Source organism: Peribacillus sp. B65, from assembly GCF_058513295.1.
Window position 1 is genome coordinate 3,885,359 of record NZ_CP195840.1, and the last position, 24,746, is coordinate 3,910,104.

Here is a 24,746-nt window from a genome sequence, read left to right on the forward strand (position 1 = left end):
GTGGTTCATTTACTTGTGGTAGACGATGAGAAAGAGGTTGGGACTTTTCTATCCCGCCTTTTTACGATGAAAGGTTACCTCGTACAAGTTGTGAATAGCGGCAAGGAGTTTCATGAGATCGATTGGAATCAGCAGCGTTTTGATGTCGCAATGATAGATTTGAAGCTTCCGGATTGTGATGGACTTTCCCTCCTGCAGCATCTAAAACAACTGCAGCCGCGTTGCAAGGTACTGATCATGACCGGATACAGCACCGTCAAGACCGCTGTTGATGCAATGAAGCTCGGCGCGAGTGATTACATGGAAAAACCCTTCGTGGATATTGAAGTACTGGAAAGGCAGATTGACAACCTATTAAATGAAAATGAAGCTTTGAATCAGCATTTCATTCATAAGCTAGCCGAGGATTCAGGACTCATTGTCGGTGAAAGTCCTTTAATGAAGAATTTGATTGAAACGGCTTTCAAGGTGGCCCAAAAATCCGTCAATGTATTAATTGAAGGAGAAACTGGAAGCGGTAAAGAAGTGCTTTCCCGCTTCATCCACATTGCCAGCCCCCGGAACCATGAACCTTTTATCGGCATCAATTGCGGAGCGATCTCTGAATCCCTGCTTGAAAGCGAATTATTCGGTCATGAAAAGGGCGCTTTCACCGGAGCGACCCAGCTGCGAAAGGGTTTTTTCGAAATTGCAGGGAACGGGACGCTTTTCCTTGATGAAATTGCGGATGCGAGTCCCGCCATTCAGGTCAAATTGCTTCGGGTTTTGGAAACGCGGGAATTCATGCGGGTTGGCAGCAGCGGGACATTACGGACGAACGCCCGGTTAGTGGCAGCCTCCAATGAAAACCTGCAGCAGGCCGTGGACAAGAATAAATTTCGGGAAGACCTATTTTACCGACTGAACGTCGTGACTCTGGATATCCCGCCATTAAGGAACCGAAAAGAGGATATTCCCTTGCTTGTCCGTCACTTGATTGAGAGAAATGGTCATGGAGATATTTCTTTTTCCAATGAAGCCATTGAAAAATTACAGCAATACAACTGGCCAGGCAACATACGCGAACTTTCTAATGTGGTCATGCGCACGCTAACTCTTGCAGACAATAAGTCGGTAATAACCGCCAATGATATCTCTCTATCCAACAGCCAGATCACCACTGACAAAAATGTGTCCCTTAATGAGATTCAGTCAACAGAAAACCTTCTTGAAGAGTGGCGAAAAAGACTGGTGGCCGATTTTAATGAGAAGGATGAACTGATGCTTGAAGAAATCCTTACGGAAATCAAACAGCTTCAATCGACAATTGGAAAGGAGCTCGTCATGCAAGCACTGCAAAAAACCTACGGCAACCGGAATGAAGCTGCCAAACGCTTGCAAATATCCATAAGGAAATTGCGCTATATATTAAATGAGAAAAGCCAGACATAATAAAAAGGAGGATGCCCCGTTCCAGGGCTTCCTCCTCTGTTACTATTCTAGCGTCAATACGATGCGTCCGTTGATTTCTCCCTTTTCCATCATTGAAAACACGTCATTGATTTCATCAAGCTTTCTTGTTTCAATATTCGTTCTGACTTTACCCTCAGCCGCAAATTGAACAGCTTCCTGTAGATCTTTTCTCGTCCCGACGATGGACCCTTTTACAGTTACCCCATTTAACACTGTATCAAAAATCGGGATTGGAAGTTCATCATTCGGCAATCCGACTACGACAAGTGTGCCTCCCCTCTTGACAGAACTGTAAGCCTGTTCGAATGCTTTTTTCGTAACCGCTACAGAAATGGATGCCTGCACACCGCCAACTTTATCCTTTATGGCCTGTACAGGATCGGTCTTAAGCCCATTAACCGTGTAATCCGCCCCCAGTTCCGTCGCCAGATCAAGCTTATCATCTTGAATATCGACAGCAATGACATTAAAGCCCATCGCTTTCGCGTATTGCAGGGCAACATGTCCCAATCCGCCAATTCCATAAACCGCTACCCAATCACCAGGTTTTGCTTCTGATACCTTAAGCGCTTTATACGTCGTTACACCTGCACAGAAAATCGGTGATACCTCCGCAAAGTCAAGCCCTTCAGGAACCTTCACCACATATTTGGCAGGTGCTTTACAATATTCCGCATACCCGCCGTCCACGGAATAGCCTGCATTCAATTGATCCAAGCAAAGCGTTTCCCTGCCGGTCAGACAATATTCACAATCGCCACAGGCTGAATAAAGCCAAGGGATCCCAACACGGTCACCCACTTTCAAGGAAGTTACGCCTTCTGCCACCTTTTCTATAATGCCCACACCCTCATGTCCGGGGATAAGCGGAAGCTTGGGTTTTACCGGCCAATCACCATGTACCGCATGTAGATCGGTATGACACACGCCACAGGCTTTAATTTTCACTAATATCTCACCATACTCCAATTTCGGAATGGGTACTTCTTTAACCTCAAGTTTTTGGTTAAATTCATTGACGACCGCCGCTTTCATTGTCTTGACCTGTTGTTTTGCATTTACAGTGCTTGCCCCTTGTTTTACATTCATGATTCATATTCCTCCCTTAATTCAGTGGATATTATTTCTTGCTACTACTTAAATTTGCACTACTGCACTACTTAAAATAGATGCAAGTGCCATGCCACTGCAAAAAGGCCAATAAGACAGCAATCACAAAAAAAAGTGCCGAAAAATCGGCCCATTTGGACGAATTAACGGCTCAAGTTGGACGAAATCCGGTTTGTATATTGCAGAAAAAATGGCTCACCCTATAAATAGGAGGTGTCTAAAACATGGACCAATTTGAAAAAGCCTATGAATCATATAAACAGCAGGGAACACCGCAAGCAAACCAACCTGATTCAGCAGGAAAAGAAGAAATCATCGCCGTAAGGAAAAATGAAGAGGACAATATTATCGCCATCAAGACGAACTCCGGCCGCGAACTCGACTACCCCACAGCCCTTGCGGAAGCAAAGGCGGGCAACCTGGCCAATGTTGACGTCTTTCATAAATATGGACGTGACATATTGCGGAGTGAGCCCGATGGGATAAAGGAAAATAACCTGGATCAACTGCCGGATTTTTGATATTTCGGGGAGACTGCCTGATATGGGCAGTTTTTTTCTGTCTGGATGAACTAAAAAAGAACCAGCATGATTAGCCGGATCTTATTTTTCGTAAGGATAGGATTCAGAGATTTCGAGCAGTCGGCCGCAGGACTCGACAACCTCGATGATTTCCATCCATGACATGTCCAGACCCAGTTCATTAGCATGGGAAATCTTATCCCGTAATTTCCGGATGGCATTCGCATCCTTCTTCCCTTTACTTTTCGAAGGGATTTGGAAGAAGCACCTCAATTCTTTATCTTTATGTATAATATCGAATTTATCACTGATTTGCAGGCACTCTATTATATTGATATCCTCATTTTTATCGATTCTCCTTCTATATAATTCGGTTGCCTTTTCTAAACGGTCTTCGCTGATCATTGGATACCAGCTGCCATCGCCGAATCTATCCAGGATGATATCGCTCATCCTCATTTCCAATAAGGTAATATATCCGAATATCAGCATCCTGATCGGAGGCTTTTGAAGGTCGGCATGGGTAATCAGCATTTTAATTGAATTATTCTCCAAGACGAACACCCTTGTTTTATTCTTGAAAATATGGAGAAGCTGGATCAAAGGAGTTGAATCCGAAACCATTTCCCTTGGTGAAAAGTTTCTCATATATTCAGAAATACTTCCTTCACCTAGTTCGTCCCTTTCGATATACCCGATGATTTCCCCTTGATCTTGGACAGCCAATATATCAAAATTCTTTTTCTCCAATGCTTTCTGAATATCCAGCGCCTGATCATTTTTATGGCAAAACTCAAGCTCCTGGGCAATGCTCTTAACCGTTATATTTTCTTCATAAAGAGTTTTAAGACTAAGATAGCTGCTATTGCTTTTTCTTTCGCTTCCATTTAACATCTTTCAACCTCCGCTCAGGAACACTTTCTGCCCGTTTTCCGCTTTAATCATGGAAATGCATGCGGCCCCCACAAATAAAGTCCACTGCAGTGGACTCAATCCCAATCATGTGAATCTAATTTTTTGACACATTAATCAAATGACATCAACTGTATTGCCTACCGCCGTTTCCTCATTCTCCTTTTCTTCCCAACCCTTACAAACATCCACCCACTCCTTCGCACCTGAATATTCAAACAATTCAGCGAGTGTAAGTTCTATTGCAGAGTTCGCACTGCCGCAAGCCGGGAACAATGACTCGAAGCGCTTCATCGATACATCAAGAAAAACAGCTAAATCGTTTGCCAGACCAAACGGGCAAACGCCTCCGATTGCATGGCCGGTCTGTGCAAGCACTTCTTCAGGCGAAAGCATTCGTGCCTTGAAGCCGAATGTCTGACGAAATTTCTTATTATCCACTTTGGCGTCCCCTGCGGCAACTACCAAAATCGCGTGTTCACCTTCCCCTTTAAAGGAAAGAGTCTTAGCAATCCGCGCTGGGATAACACCGATGGTTTCCGCTGCCTCAATCACCGTAGCACTCGATGTTTCGAACTCCTTTACGTCGCCTTCCCGATTCCATTGTTTAAAATGGCTTTTGACACTCTCGATTGACATTTTATATTCACTCCTTTTACGTACATATTGAAATAATATCATCCTTCATTGCAATAAATCAAAATCCTATTGTGCCACTTCTACTGCTTGGAAACTAATAAATTAAAACCATTCTTTACAAATTGACGAAACAAGCGTACATGGGATACTATTAATAATCGGGTAAACGCCTACACGTGGTTCGTAACCATCCCACGATAAAAAACTAGGGAGAGAGTAAAATGAATGTTCGTACACTCGTGATAAACGGGTTATTGGCTGCCTTGTATGTGGCGGTCTCATTGGTGTTTAAACCAATAGCTTTTGAGATGTTCCAATTCCGTGTACCGGAAATGTTGAATCATCTGATTGTATTCAATAAAAAGTATATCTACGGTATCGTTGGCGGGGTCTTCATATCGAATCTGCTCTTTTCGCCGATGGTGCCATATGATTTGATTTTTGGGGTGGGGCAATCCCTGCTCGCCTTATTGCTTGTCATTTATATTTCTCGTTTCATAAAAGGCATTAAAGGACGGATGATCGCCACGATTATCTTTTTCACGTTCACAATGTTTTTAATTGCAATTGAACTGAACCTTGCCTTTGGCTTGCCATTCTGGCTAAGCTGGATGACTACAGCTGTCGGTGAGTTCGTCGTCCTCCTGATCGGAGCGCCAATCATTTATGGAATGAACAAAAGAATTCAGTTTGAAAAGTGGCTTTAAAAGGAATCTTCGCGCCGTTAGGCCACTATAATGGAAAAGAGCTGTCTGCATGATGCGGCAGCTCTTTTTTTTCACCAATGAACTCGAAAATGATAAACTATTAGTAAGAATGGTGGTGGCCCATTGAAAAAAGTCCTGACCATAATAGGTCTCCTTGTAATCGCAATATTTATATACTCTAATGCTGAGCTGTTCACTTTGGTTTGGAAAAGTGACCTGGATTCTGTTATTGGTATATTGAAGGAAAACCTTCTGCTTACATTTATTGTGACATTCGTATTGATGTTTGTACAAAATTCTTTTACAATCATCCCCTTAATTTTGCTCCTGACTATCAATGTCACGATATTCGGATTCATATATGGCTATCTATGGAGTTGGTTTACAAGTGTTGTTGCCTCAGGATTCATTTTTTATGCAGCAAGAAACTGGTTTCAGGAGCTTCTCTTAAAGAAGATTGGTGAAAAATGGCAGGAAACCGTTGTGGAGCATGGCTTCATGTACGTTTTTACAGGAAGGATTTTCCCGCTTATCCCAACAAGCTTAATTAACTTGGCAGCTGGAGTCAGCACTGTCACGTTCAAGGATTTTTTATTAGCGACGGCGCTTGGCAACCTTATATACTTTTTCTTCCTATCGCTGATTCCCTATGGACTGCTATCTGTTGAAATGAACCAATATACGCTAGCTGCACTCGCACTCCTCTTCTTACTATTTTTCATTATCTATAAGCGTGCAAAAAAGAAAAAGAAACTTACCTTCTTCAGAAAAAACAGGTGACCACATTGGCCCCTGTTTTTTTATTTAGGATTCTGCATATATTTTTTTTCGATAGTTTGTTAAAATGTGTATGTAATTTTACCTTTGAAATGTCTAAAATCAGGGAGAATCTCCATGTCCAAACGCTCCATCTTAGCAATATATATCCTATCCGGGATTCTTACATTAGTCGTATTCGACTATTTTTTAACTACAAATATCCAAAACAAGGAAGTCTTCGTTCAACTGCAAAGAGTGGAAGGCTTTGTTTTCCTTTTATCAATAGGCTTGGTCTTATATCTTTATTTAGCTAAAAGGGAAGAATTCAAACGATTAAAAGAGGCGGAACAACGTCGGCGTACACTCATCAATTCGATGGTTGATTTCGTTAACTTCAAGGATGGTGATGGCCGATGGCTTGAATCCAATACCTTCGGGCTGCAATTATTTCAATTGGAGCATGTAGATTATAAAGGAAAAAGAGACAGTGAGCTCGCCGAATACTCCGAATTTTATAAAGAGTCGTTGATCTACTGTGAAGTTTCCGATGAAGAAACGTGGGTAAAAGGGGAAATCACACGGTGTGAGGAAATCATCCCTCTTCCCGATGGCAATCACAAGACCTTTGATACGATTAAAGTTCCCCTGTTCAATGAGGATGGTTCACGAAAAGGCTTAGTCGTCATTGGCAGGGATATTTCTGAAAGGGTTGTCGCGGAGAATCAATTATTCGAAAGTGAACAACGCTATAAATCATTGTTTGAACACAACCCATATCCGATGCTGATGCTTGATTTAAACGGAATGATCACGACGGTGAATCCTAGATTTGAAACGGTAACAGGCTTTCAACAGGAAGAAATACATGGAGCCTCATTCATTAATTTGAACTTCTCAGCAGAAGACGCGGAATTGATCCGTACATCTTGCCAATATGTCATGGAAAACCATAAGGGAATCAAAAAAGGTAAAGATATAGAATTCCTGACGAAGTACGGGAATTCCATCTTACTTTCTTGTACGTTTGTCCCGATGATGGTTGGCGAGGATTTAGTCGGAATCATTACTTATGCTAAAGAGGTCACTCAAATCCGGGAAACCGAAGCCCGCTTAAGAAGAACCGAAAAATTATCGATAGTCGGCGAACTTGCCGCAAGTGTGGCCCACGAGGTACGAAACCCGTTGACTTCTTTAAAAGGTTTCGTCCAGCTGCTTAAAAAGAGCGACCATCCCTATGAACAATACTACACAATCATGTTAAGTGAGTTGGACCGAATCAATCTTATTGTAAGTGAGTTACTCGTTCTGGCGAAACCACAGGAACTTCCATTCAGCAATCATCAAATCATCGACCTGATGAATGATGTCAAAACCTTGTTGAAACCAGAGGCGGACTCGTACCCCACCCAAATATCAATATCTGTTAAAAACGAAATACCGCTTCTTTTATGTGAGGGAAACCAATTAAAACAAGTTTTCATAAACATGCTCAAAAATTCAATGGAGGCATCCGCCGATCACATTTGGATTGATTTCGAACGCATGGATAATAACCTTTCCATCACCATCAAAGATAATGGAAGCGGAATTGAAAAAAACCGGATAAAGCATCTCGGAGAACCTTTCTATTCTTCTAAAGAAAAAGGAACCGGATTAGGACTGACAGTCAGTTGCCGAATCATCGAAGCGCATCGGGGAAAGGTCCGCTTTAACAGCGAACTAAACTATGGAACCGAGATCCAAATCATTTTGCCCATAAAATTTTGAATCCGAGGACAAGCCTAAACCTTGTCCTTTTTTGCAGGATTCAGAACGATTCTATTTAAACAGGGAGGTGAAGAAATCCTTTATATTCCCTAAGAATGACACAGTCTCGACAGGCTGTTTCACATTAACCTGGCCTTCTGTATCTTTCGATGTATCGCTCACATTCTTGCCAGCCGTACTCATTTGTGCAGCCTCAACTTCCTCCGCCTCTTTTGTTTTGACATCATCCACGGTTTCTTCCTCATCCATCTCCACATCCATATCCTTTTCGAAAACAAGGACGTAAGTACGGCGCTCCCCATCCTTTGAAACGGTAACGGATATGGCCGTCTTCGCTTTATCCTTGATCTTCACTTGTTTACTGCTCTCACCGTCATATTCAATCGTTGCTCCGCTGGCATTTGTCGCTGCATCCATTTCGACTGAAGAAATATCATTATCGACCTCGATATGATAGGTATGCTCATTAGATTCAAAAGTTTTGTTCCATACTCCGGTTGATACTGTCAGATTGTTTAACACTGGTGCATTATTGCCTTCCTCGCCTAAAGAATCTGCTGACGCTGCCTTCTCTATAGAATCCGTTTTCAGTTTTTGTGTTGAATTACTTTCAATTTGCTGTGCTTTCGGCACTTGGCTGACACCACTGCTTAGTTTTAGATTATTGGAGGATTCCTCTGATGTTAAAGGTGATTTATTCCCCTTATCCGAGGATTCTGTTGATGTTAAAGATGATTTATTCCCATTATCCGAGGAAGGTTGAGCATTACTTGTTTCTGTGGATGGCTCCTTTTGAACTTCACTCTCTTTAGGAGCATCTTTCGATTCGGTTACCTTGGCTGCAGCCCGTGTAATCGTTAACGTATAGGTTTTTTCATCTCCATTTTCAGCTGTAACGATAATCTTCACCGTTGTCTTACCGACTGGAAGTGTGACCTTTACACCGGCATTGGTAGCATCCTTTCCATTCACCTTTACAATTGCGGTACTGTCACTCAATGTTGGAGTTACCGTAACGGACTGGACTTCATTTTCAACTGAAGCATTATAAGCTGTCACTTTAGAATCGAATGTTAATGAGCCTTTTGATAATCCAATCGATGTTAAAAGGTTATCATCACTTTCAAGTTTTTCGACCTTGAGAGTATACGCAACCGTTTCATTTTCCCCATCGCTGACGGTGATTTTAAACGTGTTCATGCCAGTTTGAAGAGTTAAATCCTTCACTTTACCATCTGTCATTTTTACACCATTCACGTATATGGCTGCATTCTCGTTAGGACTTGCTGCAAGCAATGTGATCTTTTCCACATCATTCCCCACTGCCGAACTATAATCGTGTACATCTTCCGAAAATTTTTGATCCAGTTCTATCCCTTCTATTTCTAGCTTTGAAAGACTATTTACCGTTTGTGCCTCTTCCTGAATGACAGACGCGCCTTCCGCAGCCCATGCCTCGGGCATATAAGTGGATGTTCCCATCCCTACAAGAGAACCAACCAAGATCACCTTCACGCTTTTTTCTTTTAACCCCTTCTTTAGCAAAGCCTATCCCTCCTATAATTCCTGCAAACATGATAGGGCCAGGTTACCAAAGGAACCTTAATTATTTCTTAATGGATTTTTTCGGAGGATACCTATTGATTCTTTGGTGCAAAGCGGAATCCCCAACCAATACTATGGTTATAATGGATGGAGGGAGGCAGGTCATCTAACCATATTGTTTTCACCTTTCTAGCGAACCTCTTAAACTGCCTTTAGATAACTAATTTATTTTCACTGTTTTTTCACATTTTCCTTTTATAATAAACTTACATAATCTGATGAAAGGATGATGGCACACCAAGATGAAAAAATATTTTTGGCTGATAGTCAGCCTGTTCGTTTTGCTTTTAAACCCGGCAATGGCTTTTGGTCATGCTACAATAATAAGCTCTAATCCTAGCCCGAATGAAGCAATGGATGCTCTTCCTGAAAAAATCAGCATTCAATTCAGTGAGAATATCCAGCCAGCTTTCCATTCGCTTGAGGTATTCAGCCAAGATGGGGACAAAATTCAAATCCAAGACAGTGCAATCTCGGAACAAAGTGAAAAAGTACTGGAAGCTAAGTGGAAGGACACTATCGATGAAGGGATTTACTACATTAAATGGAGAGTGGTTTCGAGTGATGGCCATCCCATCGAAGGAACAATACCCTTTCAATTCGGAGATTCAGTTGGTCTTTCAGGCCAAGAAAATTCCGAAGTGAATGCAAGTTTTCCGAATTCCATCAATGTAATCCTGCAAAGTCTTCAATACATATGCTTCGCTGCCCTAACCGGAATCCTTTTTTTCAGATTATCGTTAATGAAGGATTCTCGACTTTTTGAAGCTAGCAGAAGAACTCGTCTATACCTTTGGAGTTCATATGCAGGTTTAGCATTTTCCATCTTCTGCAGTCTGCCTTTAAAAGTTACGCTTGATGCTGGCGTAGGTTGGACTGATGCATTTAAAGTTAGTTATATAAAAGAAGTATTGAATGCTACAAACTTTGGATCGGTCTGGATCATTGAAATTCTAATATTGCTGCTTCTATTTTTAGTGATTTATTTCATGCTCGAGAACACCCTGAATAAATCACTACCTTACCTTTCTTTCATCATAATTGCCTGCTTGATGATTTGTAAGGCTTTAACTGGACATACAGCAGCCGTTCCTAATCAGGTCCTGGCCGTTTTGATGGATTTCCTTCATTTATTGTCCATGGCTTTATGGCTCGGCGGCATTATGGCCTTATTGGTAATTTTGCCTGGACTAGCCAATCGTCAGGCAGTCCAAGAAGATAAGAGAACGTTTTACTGGTCGATCATTTCCAGGTTTTCCAAATGGTCATTTCTGTTTGTAATCATACTGATTGTCAGTGGGATATATAGCAGTTTACAGCATGTACCGACTATCCATTCATTGTTTAACACAACATATGGCCAATTGTTACTAGCGAAAATCGGTCTCATGTTAGTCATGATCGTTTTAGGAGGCTTTCATTTTCTCCGAGGGAAAAAGCAAACGAAAAAACTTGGTTATAGTGTGGGAATGGAGTTTGGTTTAGGGATCGTCATACTTGTCGTTGCAGCTCTATTGACAAATGTCCAAACTGCCATGTCTTCTCCCGGGCCCATTGAAAAGACGTTACTGACTGAAGAAAATAATGAGGTTACATTAATGGTGACCCCCAATGAAGTAGGGGATAACCTGATTCAAGTAAACCTTTCCAATGAAGGCAAGCCAATTGCTGAAATAGAGCAGCTTACAATCACAATGCAGTCATTGGATACGCCAAATGGTGAAATAAAGCTGCAGATGAAGGAGAAAAACACAGGTACATTTACATCAAAGTCTATATTAACCATGCCAGGAAAGTGGAGTATCCATGTTCACGGATTAACTGAAAGCCTGGATTCAATCAATGCTGATTTTATAATTTTCATAGGAAATTCATAACAGGAGGAATTAATACTAATGAAAAGCATTTCAAAGCTTCTTATTTTTACATTTGCTGCACTATTCATTTTTTCCGGTTCAGCGTATGCTCACGTTACAGTCAAGCCTAGTTCATCTGCCCCTGAGGCGTGGGAAACTTATACACTTAAAGTACCCGTCGAAAAAGAAGCTGCCACTACAAAGGTGACTTTAAAAGTTCCTGAAGGGGTTACTTTTGAGAGCTATCAACCTGTACCGGGATGGAAAGTAACTACAGAAGGTGACAAAGATGGGCATGTAAAAACGGTAACTTGGGCAGCAACTGATGAAGGTATCGGAGCAGGACAATTCCAGCAATTCTCTTTCGTAGCACAAAATCCTAAAGAAGAAACGAAAGTTGCCTGGGATGCATTTCAATATTACGAAGATGGTGAAATTGTTGAATGGAGCGGTGAAGAAGGCTCAGACCTACCGCATTCTGTAACGGAAATTACGGTTGTGCCTAATGATAGTGCAGAACCAGCGGACCATGGTCACAAAGATGAAGCTGACACTAATGATTCCACGACAACTGACAATTCAAAGGAGTCAGCAACAACAGAAGATGATAGCAACCAAACGCTGATCATCACCCTGGCTGTCATATCACTAATTCTTTCCATTGTAGCGCTTTTAGCAGCTCTAAGGAAAAATAAAAAATAATCATTATGGAAGGGTGCCCCAATTTCTTGAGGCACCTTTTTCTTTTCTAATATTCCATGACAACCGATTTGCTCGGTAACTTAAGGTTTTCTGATTCTATCGTAATCTTAATCGATTTTTCAGCTCTTTGGTCCGTTATCGTTAAGTTAAGCAATCCATTTCCCTGTGCTTTTTTGCTTATTCCCAGATCTTCCGTACTTTTCACCAGCTGTGCATATAATTCCGCTTCAGTTAAATTGCGCTCAAATTCCTTTTCAGCAATCACTTTCAAGAGAGCTGCTGCACCGCTTACATGGGGCGTAGCCATTGACGTTCCGCTCAACCTCGCATATTTATTGCCTGGATACGTAGAGAGAATATCGACCCCTGGCGCCACCAAGTCAATTTCATCATTTGTATTTGAAAAATCCGCTAAATTTCTGCTTAAATCCACAGCTCCGACTTCCACTACCTCGGGATATGCTCCTGGATAATCCAATTCATCCGTTTCATGACGCCCATCACCGCTATTTCCGGCTGCACAAACTACAAGGATATCGTTCTGAAGGGCCTTTTGAATGAGTTTGTGTTCAGTCTCATCCGGAGGTCCGCCAAGTGAAAGTGAAATAACCGAAACCTTTTCTTCATTAGGTCCCCGCCAATTGATTGCATACTCTAGAGCCCCATTAATCCAATCTATATCGCCTTGTCCTTGACCATTTAGGGCCTTTAACGCTAATATGCTTGCTTTCGGAGCCACTCCCACTACACCGGCATTATTAATGGCAGCTACAACCGTACCGCTAACATGTGTCCCATGTCCGTTATCATCTTGATAATCCCCGGTATTGGTAAAATCCTTCCCGCCAATGATTCTTTCCTTGAGGTCTGGATGTCCCTTGTCAATGCCTGTATCGATGACGGCAACTACCACGCCCTCACCATAATTGCTTTTTTCCCAAATCGCCGGTGCTTTCACAAGCTCGACACCCTCGGGAATCTTCTCTTTCACCGTTTCCATTACTTCTAGAACTTTGTAAGGTATTAATCTTTTTTCTCTTGTCATTTGATTACCCCTTCCTTCGTTCAATAAGTTAAACTGCCATCAGTGTGGGGATTTTCATCCCGTCTGGTTGCCGTCTACCGTTGAAAGAGATGAGATCAAAAAACTCTTCTCTCTTATATATACCAGATTTATGAAAATAAAAAAGAAGTTTTCGGAAAATTCCGTCTAAATAACTAGTTTTTATTTCTTTTTGTGTTATTATCTGGTACTCTCATTATAGAACAAATGTTCGATAAATGCTACATTTTTTTATTCATTATTCAGTTTTTTTGCAAGCATGCGCTTTTCCAATTAAAAAAGAAGCGACTCCGAATCGAGTCAGCTTCCAAAATGTTAAGCTGCACCGCAGCATTTTTTGTATTTTTTCCCGCTTCCGCATGGACAAGGCTCATTTCTGCCAATGACTGGTTCTGCATGAACATGCGGCATTTTAGCTGCCTTTGCACTTTCCGTGATAATTTGCGTGCCTTTTTCCTTCATTTGCTGATACCGCTGTTTAAATAATTCCATTACATCTTTACTGTACTTCAGCGTATCTTCCGCGATATCCATCGCCTTTTGCTTGGAAATATTATAATCCTCCAGGACAAATTGATTATCCCCGAAAGAAACCCTCACTCCAAAATGCTGTCCCGCCTGTTTATTGCCTTTAAGCTCCTCAACGAATTCAAGGTATACTTCCTGGCAATCACAAGTTTGATGCATGCAATAATAATCATATATCCAATACGATTTATCTTCGTACTTACTCTTTAAAGCAATGCCATCCTCAACGCCAAATACATCCAAATATTTTATCGCTTTTCCATCGAGTATCTCAAATGGATCAATCGTTCTCATCTATAGACACATCCTAATTCATCAAAATTTATTCTTCCTATGTATTGTACAACCTAATTCATCAATCGTCACTTGAAACGAAGCTTGGCAAAGCCAAATCCCCTTCATTAATTGCAGATTTAAGGAAGCCTTATGGAAGGCAATAAAAAAGCTGCATCAGTATCTATAAACTGATGCAGCTCCCTCAATCTTTCATCCGATCCATGTGGTCAATTCATCAATCGATGTTCTCTTGGCAGGTTTCGGCTCCATGTCAGGATAACCCAAGTATATGAATGCCAATACCTCTCCCTTAGAGGATAAATTGAAAAATTCACGGACCTTTTCATGATACGTTATTTTCCCCGTTCTCCATACTGCTCCCAGACCTAGAGAATGTGCTGCAAGAAGCATATTTTGGATGGCACTGTTCACTGCCGCATATTCTTCTGTCACAAGGACATTATTCTTATCACTAGGCTCTATGCCCACTGCGATGATGACTGGAGCCCTTAATGGATTCTTTTTTTGCCGTTCGAGCTTGCTGATTAAATTTTCAGGGGTATCATCAGCATTTTCAATTCTTGTGATTTCTTCGAATACCTGGCCAAGTTTATTTCTTCCTTCTCCAGTCAATACAAAAAAACGCCAAGGTTCCGTTCGATGATGATTGGGTGCATACGTTCCGGCTTCGATGATTTGCTCGATCATTTCCTTAGGTACCGGATCTTGCTTTACGATTCCAATGCTTCGTCTCGTTTTTATAGCTTCGATAGTTTCCATTTTATCTCCCCTTATCCCTTTATCTCTAATAGTTTCTGTTTCAGCTCATTTTCCATTGATGCCAATTCCTGTTCGGCTTGCCGGCGTTTATGCCTGCCTTCTTCTTGAATCCGCATTGTTTCCTCAAGCGTGGAAATCAAGTTAGCTTGAGTTTTCTTTAATGTTTCGATATCGACAAGTCCGCGCTCATTTTCTTTAGCCGTTTCAATGGTATTCGTTTTCAGCATCTCGGAGTTCTTCAATAACAAGTCATTCGTAGTCTTGGAAACCTGTTTTTGTGCTTCTACAGCATGCCTTTGCCTGATTAGGGTCAATGCAATCGCAACCTGATTCTTCCAAAGGGGAATCGCGGTCATGATCGAAGATTGGATTTTCTCGACTAGTGCCTGATTCGTGTTTTGGATCAGCCTGATTTGCGGTGCGCTTTGAATCGTGATTTCACGACTCAATTTCAAATCATGAAGCCTTTTATCCAACCGTTCAGCAAATTGCAGCATATCATTGACCTCTTGAAACTTCATTTGATCATTGCTTGATTCAGCGGACTTCCTTAGCTTCGGAATCGTTTTCCCATGAATTTCTTCTAGTTTGATTTCCCCAGCTGCAATATAGACATTCAATGCCTGAAAGTAATCCTTATTCGTTTCATATAGCTTTTCAAGAATTACGATATCCGATAACAGGATATTCTTGCTCCGATCGAGTTTCACACTGATACGATCAATTTGGGCCCCTGTTTTTTGATACTTGGATAGTACCTCCTGTACAGATCCCGAGAGCTTCCCGAACATACGCGCAAAGAATGATGGCTTATCCGGTTTTAGCTCATCCGGGCTCAGCTCGTTTAACTTTTTCATTAAATCACTGATAATGTTGCCCACTTCACCCACATCTTTTTTCTGGACATGCTCAAGCATCGAATTAGAAAAGGTCAGGAGCTTTGATTGGGCGGGTGTACCATAGGAAATCATTGCCTGATGATTCGTTGGGTCGATTTGTTCGGCAAGCTGATAAGCCTTTGCCCTGTTCTCTTCAGGGATGACATCAATCAGCTTAACCGGTTTCGCTTCCTGTGAAGATGCTTTCTCCACCTCCTGCACCCCATCAAATGGATTGGCTAAAAGATCATCGATCAAACTGGCATCGTTCGTTTTATTCAACAGGTTTGGATCATTGTTATTCATTTTAACCTCCTGCTTTCATCAATTACTTGTGACTCTTTTCTCGTTTTAATGGATTGCTTAGCAACATCCAATTCGAAGTTAAGGTTATCGATATCATCCGCAATCACTTTATATAAATCCTTTTCTATCGTATTAGTGAGTTCCTTTAATGTTTTACGAGTCTCAGTTAAGGAGAGTTCGAGTTCCCTATTCTTTTTTGGCTGCTGTGCTAAAAAAACATACTTCTCCGCAAGCTCCATGGCGGAATCCAGATGCGAGTAATAAAATTGTTCCGCCTGGTAAAATCGCTTCGGTTCTTTTTTCGTCAGACTGTATATTTTCCTGATCATTTTAATCATATCTTTCCTCTGTTTGAAAGAGGAGATATGCCTGACCGAGATTAGTGCTTTTTGCACCCGCCAAATCTTTGGTTTTGCTTCAGTTAAATTTTTCTTTATATATTGATATTCTTTTCTCGTCAATTCATGTTTTTTGAGGTATCTGGATGAAAAATATACGGAACTTAGCCAGTATGCAAGCACCCCTCCTGCTAAAGATATGACAACGGACAGGGCAAACGGTTGATTCAATACAAAATAGCTAATTATCCAAACCGGCAAAACCATTGGAAATGCAATCAATATCGGAACAAAATCAGCAAGAAATCGATTCATAATCATTACACTCCTGACTTACACTCTTTTCTTTATATACGGATTATCCTTGGAATTGGTTTCAAGTTGGATAAAAGAATTTCTCCTCCCCTAAACGATATAGGAACCGGATGGTTTCTGCAAATTTATTGAAATTTTTTCTGTAAATTACCCCTTCTTCCCGCTAATATGGGCTAACGCCTAGTCACTTCACCGGAACTGACATAAGTTATAGGGTATCCATCCTGATTTTAAAAAGGAGAGTTGACCATGAATTCATACGGATTTTATCCTTATCCACAACAAAATGGAAATCATCAGTACTTTGAACCAAATTTTAACCCATACTTCCAACAGCCTGAACGATTTGATTATATGCCACAGCAAGATTGGAACCTTCAGCAGGTACAAGAAAATCCATATAGCCATGTGCCAGACCAATTCGATATTGAAAGGCAGCCTCAACAACTTGAAAGAAGAATCCGGGAACTTGAGCGTCAAAACGAGCGTCAAACGAGGGAACTCAATCGGCAGAACCAAGAAATCACGCGGATAAATCGTGAAGTGAACCGCATTAACCAGGAAATCACAAGGCTAAGTCAAGCGGACCAGCGACATACGAATAGGTTAAACAGACTGAATCAAAGACTTCGGGCAGTGGAAAGAAACCTTAACATCCCCTTCACCGCGACAGATGATGGTTTTTAAAGATAGCAGGAGCTCATTATGGGCTCCCGCTTTTTTATTTTTCCATGCTTTTATCGAAGGCCTGGTAGTCAGTTCATGAAATTTAATCAAACGATTGATTAAATCTTTAAAGATCCGCTAAACCTTTGTCCGAGTTACTTAAACTCTTAAAAGAATACCTTTTCGTTTACAGTCATGTTTTCGCTGCCTTAAATGTTATTCCTGCTATCTTCTTTAAAAAAGCAGTTACAATTACTTTTGCACCGAATAAAAAGAAAATAGGAGTCAGATTCCCGCGCCCAATCCCTTAAATCGTTTAATAAGAAAAAACAAAAAAAACGGAAGTCATCCTCCGTTTTTTTCCCTTTACAACATTAACCGTTTCAACTTTTCGTTTCTTGATTCCTGTTCCTCCTGGGTAGACAAGTCATACTTCTTCAATAGATGAAAAAGTTCATTCAATGTTTCCTGCGAATTCCCTTTTTCCAGATATCGATCTAATGTTTGACTTATTTCGCTTGGTAAAAATCTCTTTTGACTTTCAAATTTCAGCCTGACATCTTGCTGCGAATGATTAAGATTGCATGCACCCATTTAAATTCACCTCTTACTTATCTTGATTCTATCTTGTATTATAGTCATTACCTTGTCAATTCTTCATCCTGCTTATAGTAGTCCTCGACCTTGATGAACTCCGGCGAGGTATGTGTGGCCATGATGCCATGATAACTGATATCCAATCCGAGTTCTTCTTCTTCTTCAGTGGATCTGATAGGCAGCCAAACATTTATAATTTTAAAAACGAACCATGTCAATGTAAAGCCCCAGATGCATAACACCACTAATCCTAATGTTTGAACTCCGAGCAAATGCCATCCCCCACCGGCGAACAATCCGTTTTCAGTGGAGAAAAGCCCTACCGCTATCGTACCCCACATCCCTGATGCCGCATGAACAGGAAAGGCGCCAACCGGATCATCGATTTTTCGGGTTTCCAGCCAATTGGTCGCAGCTAACATCAACATTCCAGAAACTGCTCCAATCAACAATGCCGAAAGATCACTAACGAATGCACAGCCAGCCGTAATCCCGACAAGACCTGCAAGTGATCCATTGATGACGGAAGGTGCATCCGAGCGTCCATATCTAAAAAGTGTATAAAGCAAGGTCGCCGCTCCCCCTGATGCAGCTGAAAGCATCGTGACAATTGCAATATGGCCAATGCGTCCATCAGTAGCTTGCAAGGTGCTTCCAGCATTAAACCCAAACCAGCCAAACCATAAAAGAAATGCCCCAACAGATGCCAGTGGGAGATTGCTCGGCAGTGAAATGGAGCTAGTCCCCCGTGAAGTGAATTTTCCTGCTCTCGGCCCGATTACAATGGCGGCCGCAAGTGCAGAAAAACCGCCTAGTGCATGTATGACTGCTGACCCTGCGAAGTCCTGCATGCCCAACCCGCTTAACCAGCCACCACCCCATACCCAGTGACCGGCAATCGGATAGATGAATGCCGTCATCATTACGACAAAAATAAGATACGCCCGAAAATTGATCCTTTCTGCAACGGCTCCCGAAACGATGGAAACGACCGCGATGACGAATGCCCCTTGAAATAACCAAAATGCGTCGATGGAAATCGTAAGGTCTATATGCGACAAATCACCTTTCAGCAGAAAGCCGCTTGCTCCAATAATTCCAAATACATCCGCTCCATACATTAAGCCAAAACCAACGACGAAATAGCAAAGCGTTCCAATAGTAATATCGGCAAAAACCTTCATGATGATGTTCACATTATTCTTCGTACGGACGAACCCTGCCTCCAATAAAGCAAACCCGCCCTCCATCAATAGAATCATGGCTGCTGTCAGAACCACCCAAATCGTATCCAAGCCAGCGTTTAACGTTTCTAGAGTCATCTTGGGGTTCCCTCCGCTTTCTGCCAGGCCATTATTTCTTTAATGATGTCTGATGGTAAATTAATTTCCCGTTTTTCCGGTTCAGCTTCAAGTAAACCGATCATCTCATTTAAAAAAGCGACCTTCTGTTTTATTTTCTCGATTTGTTTATATCTATCTTTAACATTCACCAAATGCTCAACGGCCTGGTGATGACTTGGAGCACGCCCTGTAAAAAAACGTTTAAATGGTGATAGGGATTGATACCAAGCTTCCTCAGCTCTTCGTTTTTGCTCATATTTATGAATTTTACCTTTAATCGATTCAATTTCCGACTCTTGTTTGCTTTTATGGAATAGCAGTCCTTTTACAACTTCTTCAGATGAAATTTCAAAAACAACTCTACTATATAAATCATCATGAATATAAATGTCATATCACCTCACGTAGTCACGTTATGTTTTCTAATTATATTAATAATTCTGAATTCAGTCAATAATTAAGAAATAAAAACCACTTTGCGTAATGAATGATATTAACCTCACTTTTGTCTGTTGTCCTTCATTAATCAAACGTTTGATTAATGGACTGAGATAGTTAACTCATCCAGATAAATATTGGAAGGTATAGATAATCATTTTTTTCTTACTCTAAACAAGAAGATATAAACTAGGGAGGTCCTATATATGACAGTAATAAACGATGTCAAAACAACATTAGCCGGGCTGAAAAGTGCTCAAGCGAGCTTTGAAACCTTCGCCCTTTCAACAGATAATGAGCAAGCCAAACAACTGTACCAGCAAGCTGCCCAACAAACACAAACGATTGTGGACAGCATCACTCCTCGCATTGAAGAGATTCAAAATGAGGAACCTCAATATAAGCAATAATCATTCATATAAAAAAGGGTGGTTAAGGCAACCAGCCCTTTTTTGTATCCATTCATTTCTTTTCTATATCAAGCGTTTTTCCGTCCTTACCGGACTTATGGTGTATTGAATTGGCGGTAATGCAGCTATATCTGTTAGGAAACGGCACCAATATATTCAAATTGGCGAATCATTTATGTTAATACTTGGTTTTACCTTCGCACTGACAATACTCATACATTGGGGTGGTTTATAATGCTTACGGGGCATCGCACATGGGTGTTTGATCAAAAGCCTGTCATCGTCTCCACAGGAACTGTCGGCGGTCCATTTGAAGCAGACGGTATGCTTGCGGATGATTTTGATCTTCTCCATTCCGATTTATGGATAAATCAAGATACCTATGAAAAGGCACATAAAGTCTTATTGGAAGAAGCTAGCACAAAAGCAATCGAAAAGGCTGGTCTTCAGAAGGAACAGATTCAATTTTTCCTTGGAGGCGACCTTATCAATCAAATAACGCCTACCAGTTTTGCCTGCCGAACACTGGGAACGCCTTATCTCGGCTTATTTGGCGCCTGCTCCACCTCCATGGAGGGATTGGCGCTTGGTGCTTATCTTGTCAATACCAAAGGAGCAGAGTATTTATTGACAGGTGCATCAAGTCATAACGCCGCAGTAGAAAAACAATTCCGATACCCAACTGAATACGGAGGGCAGAAACCTCCAACAGCCCAATGGACCGTTACAGGAGCCGGCGTGGCTTTATTAAGCAGCGCCGGGGAAGGACCAAGGGTCACTTCAGCTACGATAGGCCGTGTCATCGACATGGGCCTCACTGACCCTTTCAATATGGGAGGTGCCATGGCCCCGGCCGCCGTGGATACGATTGAAGCCCATTTAAGAGAAAGAAACCTCGACCCGTCCTATTATGATCTGATAGTGACCGGGGATTTAGGGAAAATTGGACATGAAGTTTCTCTGGAATTATTTAAGAAGCATGGTACGCCGATTAAAGAGGAGCAATATAAAGATTGCGGTTTAATGATATACAGGGATGGTCAACCGGTCCTGTCCGGGGCAAGCGGCCCAGGATGTTCCGCAACCGTCGTTTATGGTCACTTATTGAATCGCATGAAAAAGGGAGAAATAAAACGATTGCTCGTCGTGGCTACAGGTGCTCTATTATCTCCCCTTTCCTTTCAACAAAGTGAGACGATTCCATGCATTGCCCATGCCGTATCGATTGAATATGAGTAACCACAACCATGATTTACTTGTGTAACGGGACAGATAAGATTTGAAGTATACAAACAGACGCCTGCTCATACCGGATGAACATTCTGCGGAGGTGGTTTCGGAAGCGTTAGCGGATACGGAAAAGACTGGATTGTTCGGTTGTTGCCGCTCGCATGTTTGAAGTAACCGGTGCATGGGATAACAGCCTGGAGTGTTCCGACCCATAGACCTAAAGATTAGGAGGATGCTGCATGACGATAGCTTCCAATGTAAAGCAATGTGTATCTAGCCTAAAAGGAGTTGAAGCAGGTTTATCCAGCTTAGCACTCCGGACTCAAGACGATGAATCTAAACGCATCTTACATGAAACGATGCTGGTGGTGAATGAAGTTATTAAGGATGTACAGAAGCGCGTAGGCGAGTTAGAAAGGGAAGAACCGCAATATAAAGGTTTTTAATGACTATGATCAAGCAGGAGGTGTTTGGTAATGCCGGGTTGGATAGAAATTGTTTTGCGTTCATTTTTCTTTTTAATTGTTCTTTTTTTGATCACTAAAGTGTTAGGAAAAAAACAATTGTCCCAGCTCTCCTTTTTTGAATATGTAACGGGCATAACCATTGGTAATGTTGGGGCAGAATTAGCTACAAAAGTGGAGGGCAATATTATACATGGCGTACTGTCCATTCTCGTTTTTGCCATAGCACCCTTCATTGCAGGTTTAATATCCTTAAAAAGTAAAACTTTCCGTGATCTTGTGGAAGGAAAAGCATCGGTTTTCATCAAAGATGGGAAAGTCATGGAAGATAATTTAAAAAAAGAGAAATATACCATCGATGAATTGTTAGGATTGCTCCGGAAAAAGGATGTCTTCGATATTTCTGAAGTTGAGTTTGCCTTATTGGAAGCCAACGGGGATTTTTCCGTAATGTTAAAGAAGCAAAATCAACCTATAACAGCCAAGGACCTTAACTTGCCTGTAGCTGCAGTAAAGGAGCCACAAACCATCATTATGGACGGCAGCATACTTGATGAACCACTTTCCACGATTGGTCTGAACCAAAATTGGCTTCATACTGAATTGGATAAGCTGGGTGTACTCCTAGAAAATGTGTTTCTTGGTCAAGCTAATTCTAACGGAGAATTAACTGTGGACCTTTATGATGATAAGCTTAAAGTTCCTTCCCCTCAAGAAAAACCTCTTTTGCTCGCGACCTTGAAAAAATGCCAAGCGGACTTAGAGTTGTTTGCCCTTGGAACTGAATCAAAGGAAGCTAAAGAGATGTTCAGCAAAAATAGCGAAAAGCTGCAAAGGGCAATAGATGAAGTCTCCTATATCTTAAGGAACTAATCATTCCTTACTTTCATAAGCGATGTGATCAGTCCAATGATGACAATCGTCACACATGAAAAAAGAAAAATTTCGATCCCTAAGGTAAATGCTGCAGCTGAAATGATTAGTGTATCTATGACGATAATCGCCAAAGCAATATCCATGGAAGTAGATTTTGAGATGATTTTAGCTAACATATCCGTTCCCCCGCTGCTTGTCTCATATCGAAGCATGAGTCCTATGCCCATCCCTATGATGGCACCGCCAATCAAAGAGCTTGTTAGTATCGAAATGGAAAAGACCTTTTTCAATGGATTAAGCCAATCCATAAAAAGGGATGTCAAAAGCAATCCGTGAACGCTGCTATAGAAAAAAGGCCGTTCATAGTACCAGGCATATAAAAATATAGGAATACTAAGGATCAACATGGATAGCCCCGTTTGAAAACCAAAGAAATAATGAAGGATAAGTGCAATCCCAATAACGCCGCCATCTATTAAATGATGGGGAACTAAAAAACCATTGATTCCAATGCCCACCAAAAAGCTACCAACAATTACAGCCACCGCTTTTTGAAAATTAATAAAATCACCTTGCCTCCCAATCCATATATTCCTTACTATATGTCCAAGTCAAAGCGTCAAGAATAAACATGAAAAAAAAAAAATCTCCCTCCCTTCCCTTCAAACTAATTACGGTAAAAAGGTCCCGATCATTTAGACCGGGACCACAGTTTGTAGGGAAAAGCGCGTCTAGGGAGACCCGCGGAAAGCGAGTGCCTTGAACAAAAATCAACGTCCAATTGTACAAGCCATAAAAAAACTGTAGGCCCAGTCAATTAGACCGGGCCACACTCATTCATTTCAACTCTAATAACACTACATTTTCAACATGTGTCGTCATTGGGAACATATCGACAGGCTGGATATCAACCGCTTTATATCCGCCTTCTTCCAATATATGAAGATCACGCGCTAAAGTGCCTGGGTTGCATGATACGTATACGACTTTGTTAGGTTTCATCTCGATGATCGTATTCAGAAGGGATTCTTCACAACCTTTGCGAGGCGGATCCACAACGATGACATCCGCAGTGTTGCCCTTTTGATACCATTCAGCAATAACGTTACCTGCGTCGCCGACCATGAATTCTGCATTTGAGATTTCATTCAATTCAGCGTTGCGGCGTGCGTCTTCTATCGCATCTTCGACCACTTCGACACCGATTACTTTTTTCGCTTTTTTAGCTAAAAATAAAGAGATGGTCCCAATGCCGCAATAAGCATCTATCACCGTTTCTTCACCCGTCAGCCCTGCATATTCAAGAGCTTTATCATAAAGGACTTTCGTTTGGTCTGGATTGATTTGGTAGAAGGATTTTGCTGAAATCGCAAACTTCACATCACCGATCATATCATGAATCACTTCGTCGCCCCATAGTACAGTCATTTTATCGCCCAAGATAACATTCGTTTTCTTGGAATTCACGTTTTGAACAATGGATTTCACTTGCGGAAGACGTTCAACGATTTCCTTCACGATGGTTTCGATGAAAGGAATACTTTTCGTTCTTGTAACAAGAACAATCATTAATTCGCCTGTTTGCTTGCCATAACGGGCCATGATGTGCCGTAAAACACCTTTATGTGCCTCTTCATTATAAGCAGGAATACCAAGTTTACTGAAAATCTCCTTAACAACTTGAACGGCTTCATTGATCACTTCATTTTGGATAATGCTTTCTTTCGTTTCAACAATTTCATGTGTCCGCGGTTTGAAGAATCCAGCTATTAGCTTGCCATCCTTTTCACCAACAGGTACTTGCGCTTTATTGCGATAGTGGGTTGGGTTCTCCATCCCGATGATCGGGTGAACCTTCGCATCCTCAAGTTTCCCGATTCGTGTCATCACTTCACGCACTTGCTTTTCCTTGAATTCCAACTGTCCTTCATAGCTCATATGCTGCAGCTGACAACCACCGTATTTAGGGTAATCTTCGGTCGTGACCTCAACACGGTATGGACTGTTTTCGATAATGTCCATCAAGCGGCCGAAGCCATAACCCTTATTAGCTTTCATCACTTTAATTTTTGCTTTTTCACCTGGAAGGGCGCTCTGAACAAAGATCGGGTAGCCATCGACTTTAGCGACGCCAGCCCCTTCATGTGTTAAATCTTCAAATAAAACCTCTATAATATCATTTTTAGCAACTGGTGCTGTTTTTTTCAT

Annotated in this window: 26 protein-coding genes and 1 riboswitch; of the genes, 12 read left to right on the forward strand and 14 right to left on the reverse strand. The window is 41.5% G+C overall.

All coding sequences use genetic code 11. The annotated features are described in order from the left end of the window. Positions 1 to 1,431, forward strand: coding sequence for a sigma-54-dependent transcriptional regulator (locus tag ACSR9O_RS18920; RefSeq protein WP_491724911.1), 1,431 nt, complete (start codon positions 1 to 3; stop codon positions 1,429 to 1,431). Positions 1,432 to 1,473: 42 nt separating this feature from the next. Here ACSR9O_RS18920 and adhP read toward each other — a convergent pair whose 3' ends face one another. Next, positions 1,474 to 2,487: an alcohol dehydrogenase AdhP gene (adhP, locus tag ACSR9O_RS18925; RefSeq protein WP_402944799.1), complete on the reverse strand. Its 1,014-nt coding sequence runs from the start codon at positions 2,485 to 2,487 to the stop codon at positions 1,474 to 1,476. Between the two features lie 299 nt (positions 2,488 to 2,786). On the opposite strand from adhP, the gene ACSR9O_RS18930 reads away from it, so the two are divergent. After that, the gene (locus tag ACSR9O_RS18930) at positions 2,787 to 3,083 is read left to right on the forward strand and encodes a DUF3892 domain-containing protein (protein ID WP_260356320.1); all 297 of its coding nucleotides are present in this window, start codon (positions 2,787 to 2,789) and stop codon (positions 3,081 to 3,083) included. Between the two features lie 81 nt (positions 3,084 to 3,164). Here the strand turns inward: ACSR9O_RS18930 and ACSR9O_RS18935 are convergent, their stop codons facing one another. Together ACSR9O_RS18935 and ACSR9O_RS18940 are read right to left on the reverse strand one after the other, a co-directional pair. Continuing rightward, positions 3,165 to 3,977 carry a hypothetical protein gene (locus tag ACSR9O_RS18935; RefSeq protein ID WP_230177931.1) on the reverse strand — a complete coding sequence of 271 codons (813 nt, stop codon included), beginning with the start codon at positions 3,975 to 3,977 and terminating at the stop codon, positions 3,165 to 3,167. A 135-nt stretch (positions 3,978 to 4,112) separates the two neighbouring features. Beyond that, positions 4,113 to 4,634 (reverse strand): YbaK/EbsC family protein, encoded by a 522-nt coding sequence (locus ACSR9O_RS18940; protein ID WP_260356315.1) that lies wholly within the window; start codon positions 4,632 to 4,634, stop codon positions 4,113 to 4,115. 170 nt (positions 4,635 to 4,804) lie between these two features. Further along, positions 4,805 to 4,849: riboswitch (PreQ1 riboswitch) on the forward strand. A gap of 6 nt (positions 4,850 to 4,855) precedes the next feature. Here ACSR9O_RS18940 and ACSR9O_RS18945 point away from each other — a divergent pair. From ACSR9O_RS18945 to ACSR9O_RS18955, 3 genes are all read left to right on the forward strand, one after another. After that, a complete protein-coding gene (locus tag ACSR9O_RS18945; RefSeq protein WP_101224985.1) occupies positions 4,856 to 5,341 on the forward strand; it encodes a QueT transporter family protein in 486 nt (161 codons plus the stop codon). Between the two features lie 123 nt (positions 5,342 to 5,464). After that, positions 5,465 to 6,121 carry a TVP38/TMEM64 family protein gene (locus tag ACSR9O_RS18950; RefSeq protein ID WP_137023930.1) on the forward strand — a complete coding sequence of 219 codons (657 nt, stop codon included), beginning with the start codon at positions 5,465 to 5,467 and terminating at the stop codon, positions 6,119 to 6,121. Between the two features lie 114 nt (positions 6,122 to 6,235). After that, positions 6,236 to 7,867: a PAS domain-containing sensor histidine kinase gene (locus ACSR9O_RS18955; protein ID WP_260356311.1), complete on the forward strand. Its 1,632-nt coding sequence runs from the start codon at positions 6,236 to 6,238 to the stop codon at positions 7,865 to 7,867. 51 nt (positions 7,868 to 7,918) lie between these two features. Here the strand turns inward: ACSR9O_RS18955 and ACSR9O_RS18960 are convergent, their stop codons facing one another. Next, on the reverse strand, positions 7,919 to 9,412 hold the full coding sequence (locus ACSR9O_RS18960) for a cadherin-like beta sandwich domain-containing protein (protein WP_260356309.1): 1,494 nt from the start codon (positions 9,410 to 9,412) through the stop codon (positions 7,919 to 7,921). A 302-nt stretch (positions 9,413 to 9,714) separates the two neighbouring features. Between ACSR9O_RS18960 and ACSR9O_RS18965 the strand changes: the two genes are divergently transcribed. After that, the gene (locus ACSR9O_RS18965) at positions 9,715 to 11,349 is read left to right on the forward strand and encodes a copper resistance CopC/CopD family protein (RefSeq protein WP_260356308.1); all 1,635 of its coding nucleotides are present in this window, start codon (positions 9,715 to 9,717) and stop codon (positions 11,347 to 11,349) included. A gap of 18 nt (positions 11,350 to 11,367) precedes the next feature. Further along, positions 11,368 to 12,030 (forward strand): YcnI family copper-binding membrane protein, encoded by a 663-nt coding sequence (locus ACSR9O_RS18970; protein WP_260356307.1) that lies wholly within the window; start codon positions 11,368 to 11,370, stop codon positions 12,028 to 12,030. Positions 12,031 to 12,076: 46 nt separating this feature from the next. Here the strand turns inward: ACSR9O_RS18970 and ACSR9O_RS18975 are convergent, their stop codons facing one another. The 5 genes from ACSR9O_RS18975 to ACSR9O_RS18995 all read right to left on the reverse strand — a co-directional run bounded on the left by ACSR9O_RS18975 (position 12,077) and on the right by ACSR9O_RS18995 (position 16,514). Beyond that, positions 12,077 to 13,075: a S8 family peptidase gene (locus tag ACSR9O_RS18975; protein WP_101224991.1), complete on the reverse strand. Its 999-nt coding sequence runs from the start codon at positions 13,073 to 13,075 to the stop codon at positions 12,077 to 12,079. 333 nt (positions 13,076 to 13,408) lie between these two features. After that, positions 13,409 to 13,915 carry an SEC-C metal-binding domain-containing protein gene (locus ACSR9O_RS18980; protein ID WP_034306044.1) on the reverse strand — a complete coding sequence of 169 codons (507 nt, stop codon included), beginning with the start codon at positions 13,913 to 13,915 and terminating at the stop codon, positions 13,409 to 13,411. 192 nt (positions 13,916 to 14,107) lie between these two features. Further along, positions 14,108 to 14,677, reverse strand: a complete 570-nt coding sequence (locus tag ACSR9O_RS18985) for a nitroreductase family protein (RefSeq protein ID WP_101224992.1) — start codon at positions 14,675 to 14,677, stop codon at positions 14,108 to 14,110. Positions 14,678 to 14,688: 11 nt separating this feature from the next. Continuing rightward, positions 14,689 to 15,861 (reverse strand): toxic anion resistance protein, encoded by a 1,173-nt coding sequence (locus ACSR9O_RS18990; protein WP_491724912.1) that lies wholly within the window; start codon positions 15,859 to 15,861, stop codon positions 14,689 to 14,691. Next, the gene (locus ACSR9O_RS18995) at positions 15,858 to 16,514 is read right to left on the reverse strand and encodes a 5-bromo-4-chloroindolyl phosphate hydrolysis family protein (protein WP_101224994.1); all 657 of its coding nucleotides are present in this window, start codon (positions 16,512 to 16,514) and stop codon (positions 15,858 to 15,860) included. Before ACSR9O_RS18995 ends, ACSR9O_RS18990 begins: the two co-directional genes overlap by 4 nt. Before the next feature lie 354 nt (positions 16,515 to 16,868). Between ACSR9O_RS18995 and ACSR9O_RS19000 the strand changes: the two genes are divergently transcribed. Next, complete coding sequence (locus ACSR9O_RS19000; RefSeq protein ID WP_427574747.1) at positions 16,869 to 17,201, forward strand: hypothetical protein; 333 nt, start codon at positions 16,869 to 16,871, stop codon at positions 17,199 to 17,201. A gap of 345 nt (positions 17,202 to 17,546) precedes the next feature. Here the strand turns inward: ACSR9O_RS19000 and ACSR9O_RS19005 are convergent, their stop codons facing one another. The 3 genes from ACSR9O_RS19005 to ACSR9O_RS19015 are packed head-to-tail and all read right to left on the reverse strand — an operon-like array spanning position 17,547 to position 19,272. Beyond that, on the reverse strand, positions 17,547 to 17,774 hold the full coding sequence (locus tag ACSR9O_RS19005; protein WP_101224995.1) for a group-specific protein: 228 nt from the start codon (positions 17,772 to 17,774) through the stop codon (positions 17,547 to 17,549). A gap of 47 nt (positions 17,775 to 17,821) precedes the next feature. Then, positions 17,822 to 19,099 carry an ammonium transporter gene (locus ACSR9O_RS19010; RefSeq protein ID WP_260356295.1) on the reverse strand — a complete coding sequence of 426 codons (1,278 nt, stop codon included), beginning with the start codon at positions 19,097 to 19,099 and terminating at the stop codon, positions 17,822 to 17,824. Next, a complete protein-coding gene (locus ACSR9O_RS19015) occupies positions 19,096 to 19,272 on the reverse strand; it encodes a hypothetical protein (protein ID WP_402944693.1) in 177 nt (58 codons plus the stop codon). Before ACSR9O_RS19015 ends, ACSR9O_RS19010 begins: the two co-directional genes overlap by 4 nt. Before the next feature lie 492 nt (positions 19,273 to 19,764). Here ACSR9O_RS19015 and ACSR9O_RS19020 point away from each other — a divergent pair, with 492 nt between their 5' ends. The 4 genes from ACSR9O_RS19020 to ACSR9O_RS19035 all read left to right on the forward strand — a co-directional run bounded on the left by ACSR9O_RS19020 (position 19,765) and on the right by ACSR9O_RS19035 (position 22,535). Continuing rightward, complete coding sequence (locus ACSR9O_RS19020) at positions 19,765 to 19,968, forward strand: DUF1657 domain-containing protein (protein WP_101224998.1); 204 nt, start codon at positions 19,765 to 19,767, stop codon at positions 19,966 to 19,968. A 234-nt stretch (positions 19,969 to 20,202) separates the two neighbouring features. Further along, on the forward strand, positions 20,203 to 21,207 hold the full coding sequence (gene spoVAD, locus ACSR9O_RS19025) for a stage V sporulation protein AD (protein ID WP_101224999.1): 1,005 nt from the start codon (positions 20,203 to 20,205) through the stop codon (positions 21,205 to 21,207). A gap of 230 nt (positions 21,208 to 21,437) precedes the next feature. Beyond that, positions 21,438 to 21,644, forward strand: a complete 207-nt coding sequence (locus tag ACSR9O_RS19030; RefSeq protein ID WP_101225000.1) for a DUF1657 domain-containing protein — start codon at positions 21,438 to 21,440, stop codon at positions 21,642 to 21,644. A gap of 30 nt (positions 21,645 to 21,674) precedes the next feature. Then, positions 21,675 to 22,535, forward strand: coding sequence for a DUF421 domain-containing protein (locus ACSR9O_RS19035; protein WP_491724913.1), 861 nt, complete (start codon positions 21,675 to 21,677; stop codon positions 22,533 to 22,535). Here ACSR9O_RS19035 and ACSR9O_RS19040 read toward each other — a convergent pair. Further along, entirely contained in the window at positions 22,532 to 23,083 is a 552-nt protein-coding gene (locus tag ACSR9O_RS19040; RefSeq protein WP_260356292.1) for a YitT family protein, read from the reverse strand. The genes ACSR9O_RS19035 and ACSR9O_RS19040 overlap by 4 nt on opposite strands. Before the next feature lie 292 nt (positions 23,084 to 23,375). Continuing rightward, complete coding sequence (rlmD, locus tag ACSR9O_RS19045) at positions 23,376 to 24,746, reverse strand: 23S rRNA (uracil(1939)-C(5))-methyltransferase RlmD (RefSeq protein ID WP_491724914.1); 1,371 nt, start codon at positions 24,744 to 24,746, stop codon at positions 23,376 to 23,378.

Bases quoted from the DNA above. Each gene is read 5' to 3' on its own strand.
- ACSR9O_RS18940 (WP_260356315.1), bottom strand. From the start codon at position 4,634: ATGTCAATCGAGAGTGTCAAAAGCCATTTTAAACAATGGAATCGGGAA.
- ACSR9O_RS18970 (WP_260356307.1), top strand. From the start codon at position 11,368: ATGAAAAGCATTTCAAAGCTTCTTATTTTTACATTTGCTGCACTATTC.
- ACSR9O_RS18930 (WP_260356320.1), top strand. From the start codon at position 2,787: ATGGACCAATTTGAAAAAGCCTATGAATCATATAAACAGCAGGGAACA.
- adhP (WP_402944799.1), bottom strand. From the start codon at position 2,487: ATGAAAGCGGCGGTCGTCAATGAATTTAACCAAAAACTTGAGGTTAAA.
- ACSR9O_RS18955 (WP_260356311.1), top strand. From the start codon at position 6,236: ATGTCCAAACGCTCCATCTTAGCAATATATATCCTATCCGGGATTCTT.
- ACSR9O_RS18945 (WP_101224985.1), top strand. From the start codon at position 4,856: ATGAATGTTCGTACACTCGTGATAAACGGGTTATTGGCTGCCTTGTAT.
- ACSR9O_RS19035 (WP_491724913.1), top strand. From the start codon at position 21,675: ATGCCGGGTTGGATAGAAATTGTTTTGCGTTCATTTTTCTTTTTAATT.
- ACSR9O_RS18990 (WP_491724912.1), bottom strand. From the start codon at position 15,861: ATGAATAACAATGATCCAAACCTGTTGAATAAAACGAACGATGCCAGT.
- rlmD (WP_491724914.1), bottom strand. From the start codon at position 24,746: ATGAAAAAAACAGCACCAGTTGCTAAAAATGATATTATAGAGGTTTTA.
- ACSR9O_RS18995 (WP_101224994.1), bottom strand. From the start codon at position 16,514: ATGAATCGATTTCTTGCTGATTTTGTTCCGATATTGATTGCATTTCCA.
- spoVAD (WP_101224999.1), top strand. From the start codon at position 20,203: ATGCTTACGGGGCATCGCACATGGGTGTTTGATCAAAAGCCTGTCATC.
- ACSR9O_RS19020 (WP_101224998.1), top strand. From the start codon at position 19,765: ATGACAGTAATAAACGATGTCAAAACAACATTAGCCGGGCTGAAAAGT.
- ACSR9O_RS19000 (WP_427574747.1), top strand. From the start codon at position 16,869: ATGCCACAGCAAGATTGGAACCTTCAGCAGGTACAAGAAAATCCATAT.
- ACSR9O_RS19030 (WP_101225000.1), top strand. From the start codon at position 21,438: ATGACGATAGCTTCCAATGTAAAGCAATGTGTATCTAGCCTAAAAGGA.
- ACSR9O_RS19010 (WP_260356295.1), bottom strand. From the start codon at position 19,099: ATGACTCTAGAAACGTTAAACGCTGGCTTGGATACGATTTGGGTGGTT.
- ACSR9O_RS19005 (WP_101224995.1), bottom strand. From the start codon at position 17,774: ATGGGTGCATGCAATCTTAATCATTCGCAGCAAGATGTCAGGCTGAAA.
- ACSR9O_RS18965 (WP_260356308.1), top strand. From the start codon at position 9,715: ATGAAAAAATATTTTTGGCTGATAGTCAGCCTGTTCGTTTTGCTTTTA.
- ACSR9O_RS18985 (WP_101224992.1), bottom strand. From the start codon at position 14,677: ATGGAAACTATCGAAGCTATAAAAACGAGACGAAGCATTGGAATCGTA.
- ACSR9O_RS18935 (WP_230177931.1), bottom strand. From the start codon at position 3,977: ATGTTAAATGGAAGCGAAAGAAAAAGCAATAGCAGCTATCTTAGTCTT.
- ACSR9O_RS18980 (WP_034306044.1), bottom strand. From the start codon at position 13,915: ATGAGAACGATTGATCCATTTGAGATACTCGATGGAAAAGCGATAAAA.
- ACSR9O_RS18975 (WP_101224991.1), bottom strand. From the start codon at position 13,075: ATGACAAGAGAAAAAAGATTAATACCTTACAAAGTTCTAGAAGTAATG.